The following is a 13,359-nucleotide window of genomic DNA, read 5'->3' as shown; positions in this document are numbered from 1 at the left end:
CTCAGAAAGGCACGATCCATTGCGGATCGTGCCTTTTCTTTTTTGACCGTTTTTTGGTTAAAGAAAATGAATCATCGATCCGATACATCTGGCAGGCCAGGGCACGACGCGCGTGGCCACGCCGGCCGGATGAACGGCGGCAGCATTGAACGGCATCGAGGGAGAATGACCATGTCAGTTGAAATCATCGTGCGGGAAACGGGAACCGGCCTCGAAATCGTCAGCGGCCGACGACGTCTCGAAGCCCTGCTTGCCCTGCGCGACGAAGTCGTCGTGACGAGTCCGGGCGTCGGTGAAATGGTGATCGCACGCTTGCCGGATGGCCGCCTGCAGGCCACCGCCAATCCCGAACACGTCGCGTTGTTCCGTCAGCCGGACATTTCCGGCAGCCCTAAAACCCTCGCCTGAACAAAAGGCCGCTTCGTGTGAAGCGGCCTTTTGTCAAGCGTCCCTGCGAGCCCCGGCGGCGCACGCAGCCCGTGCATGCCGCCGGCCCGGCGTCAGTCGTCGTGCGCCGGATCGAGACCGGGGAACAGCACTTCCGTGAAGCCGAACTTCGAGAAGTCGGTGATGCGCATCGGATACAGCTTGCCGATCAGGTGATCGCACTCGTGCTGCACGACGCGCGCATGAAACCCTTCGGCAAGCCGCTCGATGGCGTGGCCATACGGGTCGAAGCCCTGATAGCGAATCATCGAAAAGCGCTGCACCACGCCGCGCAACCCCGGCAGGGACAGACACCCTTCCCAGCCCTCCTCCATGTCATGCCCGTTCGGCGTGATGATCGGATTGATCAGCACCGTCTCGGGCACCGAGGGCGCGTCGGGATAACGTTCGTTATGCCCGAAGCCGAAGATCACCACCTGGAGATCCACGCCAATCTGCGGCGCGGCCAGCCCCGCCCCGTTGGCATCGCGCATCGTGTCGAACATGTCCTGCACGAGCGCGTGCAGTTCCGGCGTGTCGAAATGTTCGACCGGCTGCGCGATTCGCAACAAACGCGGATCGCCCATCTTCAAAATTTCACGAATCATTGAATGGCTCCTTCCAAGAGCTTGCGCATACTGTCTTCGTCGAGCACCGGAACGCCGAGTTCCTCCGCCTTTGCAAGCTTGCTGCCGGCTTCCGCGCCCGCCACGACATAGTCGGTTTTCTTCGATACCGAACCGGCGACCTTCGCACCGGCGTTCTCCAGCATTTCCTTCGCTTCTTCACGCGAGAGCGTGGGCAGCGTGCCCGTCAGCACCACCGTCTTGCCCGCCAGCACCCCTTGTGGCGCCTTCGGCGCGGGCGGACCTTCGGGCCACGATACCTTCGCGCGCAACTGTTCGATCACGTGCTGGTTGTGCGCCTCGCTGAAGAAGTTGTGGATGGCCTCGGCCACGATCGGGCCGACATCGTTGACTTCGAGCAGCTCTTCAACTTTCGCCGCGATGATCGGGTCCAGCGACCCGAAGTGCTTGGCGAGATCCTTCGCAGTCGATTCGCCGACGTGCCGGATCCCCAACGCATAGATGAAGCGCGCGAGTGTCGTGTTGCGCGCTTTCTCCAGCGAGTCGAGCAGGTTCTGCGCGGATTTGTCGGCGAAACGGTCGAGCGCCGCGAGCGTCGAGAAGCCGAGGTTGAAGAGGTCGGCCGGCGTGCGCACGAGATTCTCTTCGACCAGCTGGTCGATGATCTTTTCCCCGAGCCCGTCGATGTCGAGCGCCCGGCGCTGCGCAAAGTGCCACAACGCCTGCTTGCGCTGCGCCGGGCAAAACAGCCCGCCGGTGCAGCGTGCAATGGCTTCGTCGGGCAGGCGCTCGATCTTCGAGCCGCACACCGGACATTCCGTGGGCATGACGAACTCGCGCGCATCCGCCGGACGCCGCTCAAGAATAGCCCCGACGACCTCGGGAATCACGTCGCCCGCGCGCCGCACGGTGACGGTATCGCCAATGCGGATGTCCTTGCGGCGCACTTCGTCCTCGTTGTGCAGCGTGGCATTGGTGACCGTCGCGCCGCCGACGAACACTGGCGCGAGCCGCGCAACCGGCGTAATGGCGCCGGTCCGGCCGACCTGCACGTCGATGCCGACGAGTTGCGTGAGCGCTTCCTGCGCGGGGAACTTGTGCGCGAGCGCGAAGCGCGGTGCGCGCGACACGAAGCCCAGCTGGTCCTGCTGGTCCCGCCGGTCAACCTTGTAGACGACGCCGTCGATGTCGTACGCCAGCTTCTCGCGCTTCTCGCCCACCTTGCGAAAGAAGCCGAGCAGGCCGTCCGCGCCGTGCACCACCGCGCGCTCCGCGTTCACGGGCAAACCCATGTCCTTGTACCAGTCGAGCAGGCCGGCATGCGTGGCCGGCATCTCCGCGCCTTCCAGCACGCCGATGCCGTACGCGAAGAACGACAGCGAACGCTGCGCGGTCATCTTCGAGTCGAGCTGGCGCAGACCGCCCGCCGCCGCATTGCGCGGGTTCGCGAATTCGCGCTGCCCGGCGTCGCGCTGCCGCTGGTTCAGGCGCTCGAAGTCGCGCTTGAACATCAGCACTTCGCCACGCACGTCCAGCCGTTTGGGCACATGCTGGCCCTTCAGCGTCAGCGGGATCGAACGGATGGTGCGGACGTTGGCCGTGACGTCCTCGCCGGTTGCGCCGTCGCCGCGCGTGGCGGCCTGCACGAAGCGGCCGTCCTCATAGCGCAGCGAAATGGCGAGGCCGTCGAACTTCAGTTCGCAGGCATATTCCACCGGCGCCTGGTCCAGCGCGTCGGACACGCGCTTGTCGAAGGCGACGATGTCCTCGTCCGCGAAACCGTTGTTCAGCGACAGCATGGGCACGTCGTGCACGACCGGCGTAAAGCCTTCGGCCACTTCGCCGCCGACCCGCTGCGTGGGCGACTCCGGCGTGACCAGATCCGGATGCTCGCTCTCGATGCCCTGCAGCTCCTTGAACAGCGTGTCGTATTCGGCGTCGGGCAGGTCCGGCTGGTCCAGAACGTAATACGCGTAGTTCGCGCGCTCCAGTTCCGAGCGCAGCCAGGCGGCGCGTTCGGCCGGATGATCGGCGCTGGGCACGGCGGCGCCGGACTTGCGGCTGGCGGCGGACTCGGCTTTGGTTTTTGCGGACATGCGTGTGGAATGATTGAGATCGATCGCGCCTGTCGATGATGGCGACTCGACAGGCAGTCGTTCGATTGTCGCAGAAGATCGGACGATCGGGGCGTCGGCCCAACGGCCAGCGGATGCGGCCGGGGCGCTACTGCACGCGCGATTGCAGAGGGTGAGCAGGCAAAAGAAAGCGCCCCGGTCGGGGCGCGATCTTCACTGCGGGAACAGCGCGTACAACCCTCGCGCTTACTGGCTGAACAAACGCCGCGTCGCCGGCGATCCGGCCGGCATGCCCGCCTGCTCCAGCTTCGCGTAGAGCGTCATCAACTGCTTCTCGATGGCAAGCAGCGCGGACTCCGGCAGCGGCCGGCGCTGATCGTCGACGACGCGCGCGCCGATGCGCTCGGACAACGACTTCGCGTAATCGCACATGAGGCGGAACGGCAGGATGTCTTCGTCGGCGACGGGCACGTCAAGCACCAGCGTGATCATCTGGCCGCCCTTGTAGGTGAGGTCGTCGCGCAGGAAGTTGGTGTCGCCGAACAGCAGCATGAACACCGGATTCTGCCTGGCGTCGAGCTTCACGAAGCGCGTGCCGTCGCGCGACAGCAGCAGGCCGTCCTGCGATGCCACCGCCTGCACGTAGTTCGCGGACCACGGCGCGCCGTCGGAGAGAATGTTGATCGACAGTTGCGCGTCGCATTGCGCGGCGAAGCCGTCCAGCTCGCGCGCCATGCCGACCGTTTCCATCATGTCGGGGAATTCGGGCGCGCCGTCGAGCGCGTCGGCCAGACGCTGCACGCCGGTCACGAACTCTGAAAATTCCAGTTCGTTCAGCGGCCCGCTGCGATTCGCCAGTTGCGCCGCCGCGCGCAGTTCCTCATAACGCCCGCCGCTGCGCGGCAACTCCCACGTGCTGTCGCCCTCGGGCTTGCCTTCGATCGTCACGGGCTTCGTGCCCGCGCGGCGCAGACGCTGTGCCAGCGGAATCACACGGTCGCCCGCGACCGGCGCGGCGAGACGGATCGGCACGACGCAATCGATACGGCGATCCACGACCGCCGGCAGCGCCGACGACACGGTGGTCGCGGCGGGCATCACCGGTTCGGCGCGTGCTTCGTCGGCTTCATCCCCGGAGATGTCGGAAGCGCCGTTCGCCGCGGTCGCTTCGGCCTGGAGATCAACGGCCGTGTCAGCCGGAGCAACAGGCACAACCGGCGGCGCCGACCCAGCCTGCGCCATGCCGAAACTTGGCTCGACCCGCGCGTCGCGCTCGGCGGCGCCTTCTCCGGCAGCCGGCTCGCGGCGCGGTTGGCGCACCGGTTCGATGAACGGCTGCTCGTCGTCCGTGTCCTGGCGCGCGAGGGCGTCGGCGGCTTCGTCCGGCATCGGGCGCGGCATCTTGCGCCGCACCTTGGCGTTCTGCCACGCGTTGTACACCACCACGCCGCCCACCACCACGGCTCCAGCTCCAATCAAACCGAGTGTCAACTCGTCCATGCAGGCTCCATCATTCTTTTACGTTACGAAGCGCCGCGCGATCTGTCGCCCGCATCGCGCCGCGTTCCGGCTTGTCGCCGCCGCCTGGCCGATGCGCGCCACTCCGCGCCCTTGCGCACGCCGCCGGATCATCGTCCGGCCCAATTAACCCATGACTCAATGAAACAGTTTCGCGAACCGCGCGCGCTTCAGCCGTTCTGCGCGAAACCCGACGCCGATTCCATGTCCACCGCAACGATGCGCGACACGCCCTGCTCCTGCATCGTCACGCCGATCAACTGCTGCGCCATTTCCATCGCAATCTTGTTGTGCGAGATGAACAGGAACTGCGTCTTCACCGCCATCGCGCGCACCAGGTTGGCGAACCGCTCGGTGTTGGCGTCGTCGAGCGGCGCGTCCACTTCGTCGAGCAGACAGAACGGCGCCGGATTCAGCTGGAACATTGCGAACACGAGCGCGGTTGCGGTCAAGGCCTTCTCGCCGCCCGACAGCAAGTGAATGGTCGAATTCTTCTTGCCGGGCGGCTGCGCCATCACTTGTACGCCGGCGTCGAGGATTTCGTCGCCGGTCATGATGAGCCGCGCCTGGCCGCCGCCGAACAGCCGCGGGAACAGTTCGCCGAAGTGACGGTTCACTTCGTCGAACGTGCCTTGCAGCAGCGCGCGGGTTTCCTGGTCGATCTTTTGAATCGCGTCTTCCAGCGTGTTGATGGCGCCGGTCAGGTCGGCCGATTGAGCGTCCAGGAAGTGCTTGCGCTCGGTCGCCGAGGCCAGTTCTTCCAGCGCGGCCATGTTGACCGGTCCCAGCGCGAGGATCGCGTTGTTCAGGCGCGTGACCTCGCCCTGCAGATACGACGGCTTCATGTCCGGCGCAAGCTTCTGTGCGAGTTCGGCTTCGTCGACGCCCGCCGCCTGCAACTGCTCGACGAACTGCTCGCCGCTGATGCGCGCCGCCTGTTCCTTCAACTGCAATTCGTTGATGCGGTCGCGCAGCGGTTGCAGCGAGCGCTCCGCCAGCAGACGCTGTTCGTCGCACTGACGCAGGCGCGCGGTCAGGTCGTCCAGTTCGATGCGCGCCGCATGCAGCGCTTCCTCGCGCGCCCCGCGCACTTCCAGCGCGTCGTGAAGACCGGTTTGCGCGGTCTGCTCGTTGATGGTCTCGAGTTCGGCGCGGGCGTCTTCCAGCGTGGCCGCGATCTGCTCGCTCTGGTCGTGCGCGGTGTCGATGTTGCGCCGGTACTCGTCGATCTTCGCGGACAGGCCGCGCACCGCGAAGCCGGCGTCGCTCGCCGCGCGTTCCAGCTCGCGCAATTCGTGGCGCGCGGCCGTGAGCTGTTCGTCGAAGGCCTCGAAGGCCAGCTGATTGTCCTCGAAGCGCGCCTGCAACTGTGCAATCTCGCCGTCGTGACGCTCGAACGCAGCTTCGGACTCGGCGCGCAACGCACGCTGCTCCTCGACCTGCGCGGCGATCTCTTCCAGTTCCTCGCCAATCTGCGTGTTGCGCTGCGTATAGCGCTCATGCGCCTGCGCGAGCTTCAGCACGTCGAGTTGCAGCGCATGGACGCGCTGGGTCGCGCGCTCGGCGGCGGCGCGGGCTTCGGCGAGCGTCTGCGAGGCCTGCGTATGGGCGGCATCGGCACGCACGGCGTTGGACTTCGCTTCGTCCGACAAAAGCGCCTGCGCGCGCGCCTGTTTCGTCAGATTCTCGATTTCCTGCGCCCGCGCGAGCATGCCCGACTGCTCGGAGTCCGACGCATAGAGCTGCACGCCCACGCGCGTCACCACATGTCCCGCCTTCACGACGAATGCGCCGCCATCGGGCAATTGCTGACGCTGGGCCAGTGCCTGCGCGAGATCGTCGGCGACGAAGGTCGTGGCAAGCCATTCGTTGAGCACGGCGCGCAGGCCCGGATCGTCGATGCGCACCAGCGACAGCAGCGGCCGCAAGCCCTGCGGCGTCTCGACCGGCTTGCCCGCGACCGGCGGCGAATAGAACGCGAGCTTGGCCGGCGGCGCGTCGGTGGCGAAGGCCTTGATCCAGTCGAGGTTCGACACTTCGAGCGCGGCCAGGCGTTCGCGCAGCACGGATTCGAGTGCCGCTTCCCAACCCGCCTCGACATGCAGCTTCTTCCACAGACGCGGCAGCGCGCCGAGTTCGTGCTTGTCGAGCCAGGGCTGGACCTTGCCTTCGGTCTGCACGCTTTCCTGGAGCTGCTTCAATGCAGCGAGACGCGCTTCGAGCTGATGAAGCTGCGCGCTTTCCTTCTGCACGCGTTCCTGCGCGGCGCGGCGCTCGGCGTCCAGACGCGGCACGGTTTCCTGCGCGTCCGTGAGACGCGCCTGCGCCTCCGCGAGAATCTCTTCGTTCTCGGCCAGTTGCATGCGCAACTCTTCGAGCTGCGCTTCATCCGGTGCGTCGAGACCGCCCGCCTCGTTCTTCAGGCGTTCCTGGCGCTGCTGCAACTGCTGCAGTTGCTGGTCCGCGTTGCGCTGATGCGCGGCTTCGAGCTTGAGCGCCTGCTCCGCCCGCGCGATGCCCGCGCGCTCCTCGTTCAACTGCGTCTGCGCATCGCGCCAGCGGGCTTCGAGCGCGGGCAGTTCATCGTGTTTCGTGGCGGCGTTTTCCTGCGCGATCGCGGCCTTTTCCTCGCCTTCGGCCAGTGCTTCGGTCGCCGTATTGATTTCGTCGCGCGCCTTCTGCGCCTGAACCTGCCATTGTTCACGCTGCGCGGTGAGCGCGGCGATCTGCGCCTGCACCCGGTTGCGCGACTCGACGATAAAGCGGATCTCCGCTTCCAGCCGGCTCACTTCGGCATTCGCTTCATAGAGCGCGCCCTGTGCGCCCTGCATCGAATCGCTGGCGCTGTAGTGCGCGACGCGCAGCGTTTCCAGCTGCGCCTCGACTTCGCGCAGACGCGCCGTCTGGGCTTCGAGTTCGACCTGCGCCTCGCGGATCGCGCGCTGCTGGCGCTCGGCCTCGCTGCCCGCTTCCTTCTTGCGCAACAGCCACAGCAGACGCTGCTTCTCTTCGCCTTCCGCCTGCAATGCCTTGTACTTCGTCGCGACGACGGCCTGCGCTTCGAGCTTCTCGAGATTGGCGCCCAGTTCGCGGACGATGTCCTCGACGCGCGTCAGGTTCTCGCGCGTGTCGTGCAGGCGGTTCTCGGTTTCGCGGCGGCGCTCCTTGTACTTCGAGACGCCCGCGGCTTCCTCGAGGAACACGCGCAGTTCTTCCGGCTTGGCCTCGATGATCCGCGAGATCATGCCCTGCCCGATGATCGCGTAGGCGCGCGGGCCGAGACCCGTGCCGAGGAAGATGTCCTGAATGTCGCGGCGGCGCGCCGGCAGGTTGTTGATGTAGTAGCTGGAGGTGCCGTCGCGCGTGAGCACGCGCTTGACCGCGATCTCGCCGTAGCTGCTCCATTGACCGGCGGCGCGGCCGTCGGCGTTATCGAAAATGAGTTCGACGCTTGCCCGGCTGCCGGGCTTGCGCGCTGTCGAGCCGTTGAAGATCACGTCCTGCATCGATTCGCCGCGCAGCTCCGAGGCGCGCGATTCGCCGAGCACCCAGCGCACGGCATCGATGATGTTGGACTTGCCACAGCCATTCGGCCCGACGACACCGACCAGCTGGCCGGGGACCTGAAAATGCGTGGGATCGACGAAGGACTTGAAGCCAGCGAGTTTTATCGAGGTCAGACGCACGGCGATATCGCTGTTTTGAATGAGACGGAGGATGAATGGCAGACAGGCCGCAGTGCGGCCCGTCGATCGTCATGGGCCGATGCGCTGCATTCAGATGCGCCCGGGCCCGGCGAAGCGGTCACCATCATACCATCGCGCGAACCGATTTCTTTTTGCTTTCCCGCGCCTGTCCGGTCACGCCGGACGCCTCGTGCGCGAGCGGCGAACGCGGTGATGGCGGCGCTCGCGGCGCGCGGGGCGGCACGCGGGGCGGCACGCGCGGCCGGTGCACCCACGCCGACAGCACGCACGCCGCGACAATGCACGCACCGCCCGCCCATTCGCGCGGACCGGGCACCTCGCCCGCGAAGAGCCAGGACGACAGCGCCGTCACGACGAGCTCGAACAGCATGATGATCGACGCGCGATTGGGCGGCACGCGCGCGAGCCCGAGCTGCACGATCATGTTGTTGCCCGCGAGCACGATGCCAAGCCCGATCACGATGCAGGCGACCGCCGGCCAAAGCGCCGCGCCAGGCGGCGTGGGCATCGGTTCGAACAGCGTGGCGAGGGACGCGAGCAAGGCCGCGCCGCCGAAGATCACAGCAGTGCGCATCTCGGCTTTGATCGCGGGCAGCGTGCGCGAGACCTTGACGATCAGCACGTTGCTCATCGCGAAACCCATCCCGCCGATCAGCCCTGCCCATTCGGCCAGGTTGGCGGGCAGCGGGAGTCCCAGGTCGGGCGACCAGAGCATCGTCACCGCGCCCGCGAGCGAGAGCAACGACAGGCACGCATCGGCGCGCGTCAGGCGTTCCCTGAGGATGAAATGCGCGAAGACCGCGGTCCACGCGGGCGTCAGATAGAACAGCAGCAGCACGCGCATCACCTGGCCGTGGATGGCGCCCCACACGAAGCCCAGGTTGGTCACGCCCGACGCCAGCCCGAGCGCCACCAGCAGCCAGTGCCAGGACAGCGTGCTGATGGAACGCCGCCGGACCAGCAGCACGAAGAGACAGGCGGCGGCGCTGGTGGTCGCGCTCGCGGCGGTGCCCGTGAGTCCCATCGCGGCGAGCATGCGCATCGGGTACCAGACGAGTCCCCAGACGGACGCGCCGAGCATGATCGCGAACGTGGGCCACGCGTTGCGCAGACTGGCGGTCATTGCGGCGCGCCGCTCAAGGTGTGCTTCTTCACTACTGTCTCCGGTTTGATCGTTCAACCTCTTGAGGCGACGGGCTGCCGGCCGGTTCACGCATACGGCCCCGCGCTATAATCTTCCGCTTGCCTTGCGCGCGTGTTCGATGCCCTTCGGATGCCGCGCGCGCGTCGACCCTTGCTTATCGATCACGCCGTGAATCCACTTCTCAAGACACTTCAGTCCTATCCGTTCGAAAAGCTTCGGGCGCTCTTCGAAGGCATCGAGCCGCGCGCCGGATTCACGCCGATCGGATTCGGCATCGGCGAGCCCAAGCATCCGACGCCGCCGCTCATCCGCGAAGCAGTGATCGCCGCCCTCGACGGTCTCGCATCCTACCCCGCGACGCTCGGCAGCGAGCCGCTGCGCCAAGCCATCGCGGCATGGGTCATGCAGCGCTACGGCCTCGAGAAAGTGAACGCGGCGACTGAAGTGCTGCCCGTATCGGGTTCCCGCGAAGCGCTGTTCTCGCTCGCGCAGACCGTGATCGACAGCCGCAGTGCAGGCATGGCCGAAGCGCCGCCCATCGTACTCTGTCCGAACCCGTTCTATCAAATCTACGAGGGCGCCGCGCTGCTCGCGGGCGCCGAGCCCTACTTCGTCAACAGCGATCCGGCGCGCAACTTCGCCTGCGATTATTCGGCCGTTCCCGAAGCTGTCTGGGCCCGCACGCAACTGCTCTACGTGTGCTCGCCGGGCAACCCGACCGGCGCCGTGCTCACGCTCGACAACTGGCGCGAACTGTTCGCGCTGTCGGACAAGCATGGCTTCGTGATCGCCTCGGACGAGTGCTACTCCGAGATCTATTTCGACGAAGCAAGACCGCCGCTCGGCGGCCTGGAAGCGGCGCGCCTGCTCGGCCGCGGCTTTGAGCGTCTGGTCATGCTGTCGAGCCTGTCGAAGCGCTCGAACGTGCCGGGCATGCGCTCGGGCTTCGTCGCCGGCGACGCGGCCATCCTGAAGGATTTCCTGCTGTATCGCACGTATCACGGCGCTGCCCTGTCGACGATGTTCCAGCGCGCGAGCATCGTCGCCTGGCAAGATGAAACGCACGTGCGCGAGAACCGCGCGAAGTATGTGGAGAAGTTCGCCACCGTCACGCCGATGCTCGCCGAGGTGCTCGACGTGCGCCTGCCGGACGCCGCGTTCTACCTCTGGGCGAACGTCGAACGCACTGGCCTGACGGATACCGAGTTCGCGGCGCGCCTGTACGCCGACTATAATGTGACCGTTCTGCCGGGCTCCTTCCTCGCTCGCGCGGCGCATGGCACGAATCCCGGCATCGGCTTCGTGCGCATCGCGCTGGTGGCCGAGACCGAGGAATGTGTCGAAGGCGCACGCCGCATCGTCGAATTCTGCCGCTCGCTCGCGTCCTGAGTCTCACGGACTGAGATTCAAGGACCGAGACTCAGCCGGCCCAACTACCCATCCTCGAACCCTACTATGTCGCAACAACTTCAGAGCATCATCGATACCGCCTGGGACAACCGCGCCGGGATCTCGCCCAAGGCCGCGCCCGCCGAAGTCCGCGAAGCCGTCGCGCACGCCATCGAACAGCTGGACAAGGGTCATATGCGCGTCGCTGAAAAGCGCGACGGCGAGTGGATCGTCAACCAGTGGCTCAAGAAGGCCGTGCTGCTGTCGTTCCGCCTCGAAGACAATGCGCCGATGCCCGCCGGCGGCTACTCCCAGTTCTACGACAAGGTGCCCTCGAAGTTCGCGAACTACACCGCGGAAGACTTCGCGGCAGGCGGCTTCCGCGTGGTGCCGCCGGCCATCGCGCGCCGCGGCTCGTTCATCGCGAAGAACGTCGTGCTGATGCCGTCGTACACCAACATCGGCGCTTACGTCGACGAAGGCACGATGGTCGATACCTGGGCCACCGTCGGCTCGTGCGCGCAGATCGGCAAGAACGTGCATCTGTCGGGCGGCGTGGGCATCGGCGGCGTGCTGGAGCCGCTGCAGGCGAACCCGGTCATCATCGAGGACAACTGCTTCATCGGCGCGCGCTCGGAAGTGGTGGAAGGCGTGATCGTCGAAGAAAATTCGGTCATCTCGATGGGCGTGTACCTCGGCCAGTCCACCAAGATCTACGACCGCGAAACCGGCGAAGTCAGCTACGGCCGCATCCCGGCGGGCTCGGTGGTGGTGGCGGGCAACCTGCCGTCGAAGGACGGCTCGCACAGCCTGTACTGCGCCGTGATCGTCAAGAAGGTCGATGCCAAGACGCGCGCGAAGGTTGGCCTGAACGAACTGCTGCGAGGCGACTGAACGTGGCCCGCGGCTCGACTCCAACCACCGTCGTCTACGGCATTCCGAACTGCGACACCGTGAAGAAAGCCCGCGTGTGGCTGGAAGAGCATGGCGTGCCGTTCGAGTTCCACGACTTCAAGAAGGCCGGCGTCAGTGACAAGCTGATCCAGGACTGGCTCAAGGACGTGCCGCTGGAACAGCTCATCAACAAGCGCGGCACGACCTGGCGCGGTTTGTCGGAGGTCCACAAGGCCGAGGCCGGCACCACCGCCGGCGCCATTGCGCTGATGATCCACAAGCCGTCGATCATCAAGCGGCCGGTCGTCGTCGTGAACGGGCGTGTGAAGACGCTCGGTTTTTCCGCCGAGCAGTACGACACGCTTTTCGCCTGAGTCCCCGCGATGACTGTGCACCCGACGGTCATCGCCCGCTTGCTTCGAGTGCCGGCCCGCGCGCCGGCATTTTTCATCGCACCTACGTGAATTCACCATGTCCGGCACCCTTTCCCTCACCGAAGCGCTGATCGAGCGCGCCTCCGTCACGCCCGACGACCAGGCCTGTCAGGCGCTGATGATCGAGCGGCTCGCCGCGCTCGGCTTCGACTGCGAAACGATCGAATCGGGCGGCGTCACCAACCTGTGGGCCGTGAAGCGCGGCACGGACGCGTCCGGCAAGCTGCTCGCCTTCGCGGGCCACACCGATGTCGTGCCCACCGGCCCGCTCGAACAGTGGACCTCGCCGCCCTTCACGCCGACCCACCGCGACGGCAAGCTCTACGGCCGCGGCGCGGCCGACATGAAGGCGTCGCTGGCGGCGTTCGTCGTGTCGAGCGAGGAGTTCGTCGCGCAGCATCCGCAGCATCGCGGCACGCTCGCGTTCCTCATCACCAGCGACGAGGAAGGCCCTGCCACCGACGGCACCATCAAGGTCGTCGAGGCGTTGAAGGCGCGCGGCACGCGGCTCGACTACTGCATCGTCGGCGAGCCGACTTCCAGCGCGACGCTCGGCGACATGGTCAAGAACGGGCGGCGCGGCTCGATGAGCGGCAAGCTCATCGTCAAGGGCGTGCAGGGCCATATTGCGTATCCGCATCTGGCGAAGAACCCGGTGCATCTGCTGGCCCCGGCGCTGACGGAACTCGTCGCGGAAAAATGGGACGACGGCAACGAATACTTCCCGCCGACCACCTGGCAGGTGTCCAACCTGCACTCCGGCACCGGCGCCACCAACATCATTCCCGGCCACGCGGACCTGATGTTCAACTTCCGCTTCTCGACGGCGAGCACGGTGGAAGGATTGCAGGCCCGCGTGCATGCGATCCTCGACAGGCACGGCCTCGACTACGACCTGACGTGGACCGTCAGCGGCCGGCCGTTTCTCACGCCGCGCGGCGCGCTGTCCGAGGCGCTGGAGCAGGCCATCCTCGACGAAACCGGCGTGCGTACCGAGCTGTCCACGACCGGCGGGACGTCGGATGGGCGCTTCATCGCGCAGATCTGCGATCAGGTCGTGGAATTCGGGCCGCCGAACGGCACCATCCACAAGATCGACGAACATGTGGAAGTGCGCTTCATCGAGCCGTTGAAAAACGTGTACCGCCGCGTGCTGGAACGGCTCATCGCCTGAAACGGTCCGCT

10 protein-coding genes are annotated in these 13,359 nt (G+C 66.2%); 5 read left to right on the top strand and 5 right to left on the bottom strand.

Going from position 1 to position 13,359, the window contains the following annotated elements; translation table 11 throughout:
- Nucleotides 1–171 precede the first annotated feature (171 nt).
- Entirely contained in the window at nt 172–408 is a 237-nt protein-coding gene (locus tag QCE63_RS07190; protein WP_309831905.1) for a hypothetical protein, read from the top strand.
- Nucleotides 409–500: 92 nt separating this feature from the next.
- Here the strand turns inward: QCE63_RS07190 and def are convergent, their stop codons facing one another.
- The 5 genes from def to QCE63_RS07165 all read right to left on the bottom strand — a co-directional run bounded on the left by def (nt 501) and on the right by QCE63_RS07165 (nt 9,436).
- Entirely contained in the window at nt 501–1,034 is a 534-nt protein-coding gene (def, locus tag QCE63_RS07185) for a peptide deformylase (protein WP_309831903.1), read from the bottom strand.
- Nucleotides 1,031–3,109: an NAD-dependent DNA ligase LigA gene (gene ligA, locus QCE63_RS07180; RefSeq protein ID WP_309831901.1), complete on the bottom strand. Its 2,079-nt coding sequence runs from the start codon at nt 3,107–3,109 to the stop codon at nt 1,031–1,033. The genes def and ligA overlap by 4 nt, the downstream gene beginning before the upstream one ends.
- 225 nt (nt 3,110–3,334) lie before the next feature.
- Nucleotides 3,335–4,588 carry a cell division protein ZipA C-terminal FtsZ-binding domain-containing protein gene (locus QCE63_RS07175; protein ID WP_309831899.1) on the bottom strand — a complete coding sequence of 418 codons (1,254 nt, stop codon included), beginning with the start codon at nt 4,586–4,588 and terminating at the stop codon, nt 3,335–3,337.
- Nucleotides 4,589–4,776: 188 nt separating this feature from the next.
- Nucleotides 4,777–8,292 carry a chromosome segregation protein SMC gene (smc, locus tag QCE63_RS07170; RefSeq protein WP_309831897.1) on the bottom strand — a complete coding sequence of 1,172 codons (3,516 nt, stop codon included), beginning with the start codon at nt 8,290–8,292 and terminating at the stop codon, nt 4,777–4,779.
- A 124-nt stretch (nt 8,293–8,416) separates the two neighbouring features.
- Entirely contained in the window at nt 8,417–9,436 is a 1,020-nt protein-coding gene (locus QCE63_RS07165) for a DMT family transporter (protein WP_309831895.1), read from the bottom strand.
- 189 nt (nt 9,437–9,625) lie between these two features.
- Here QCE63_RS07165 and dapC point away from each other — a divergent pair, with 189 nt between their 5' ends.
- From dapC to dapE, 4 genes are all read left to right on the top strand, one after another.
- Entirely contained in the window at nt 9,626–10,846 is a 1,221-nt protein-coding gene (dapC, locus tag QCE63_RS07160) for a succinyldiaminopimelate transaminase (RefSeq protein ID WP_309831892.1), read from the top strand.
- A 66-nt stretch (nt 10,847–10,912) separates the two neighbouring features.
- Nucleotides 10,913–11,740, top strand: a complete 828-nt coding sequence (dapD, locus tag QCE63_RS07155; RefSeq protein WP_309831890.1) for a 2,3,4,5-tetrahydropyridine-2,6-dicarboxylate N-succinyltransferase — start codon at nt 10,913–10,915, stop codon at nt 11,738–11,740.
- A 2-nt stretch (nt 11,741–11,742) separates the two neighbouring features.
- Nucleotides 11,743–12,114, top strand: coding sequence for an ArsC family reductase (locus QCE63_RS07150; RefSeq protein WP_309831888.1), 372 nt, complete (start codon nt 11,743–11,745; stop codon nt 12,112–12,114).
- A 97-nt stretch (nt 12,115–12,211) separates the two neighbouring features.
- Nucleotides 12,212–13,348 (top strand): succinyl-diaminopimelate desuccinylase, encoded by a 1,137-nt coding sequence (gene dapE, locus QCE63_RS07145; protein WP_309831885.1) that lies wholly within the window; start codon nt 12,212–12,214, stop codon nt 13,346–13,348.
- Nucleotides 13,349–13,359: the final 11 nt, after the last annotated feature.

The organism is Caballeronia sp. LZ065 (genome assembly GCF_031450975.1).
In the GTDB taxonomy this organism is placed as follows: domain Bacteria; phylum Pseudomonadota; class Gammaproteobacteria; order Burkholderiales; family Burkholderiaceae; genus Caballeronia.
The sequence above is the reverse complement of the archived record's forward strand: the minus strand, read 5'-3'. Positions and strand labels throughout refer to the sequence as shown.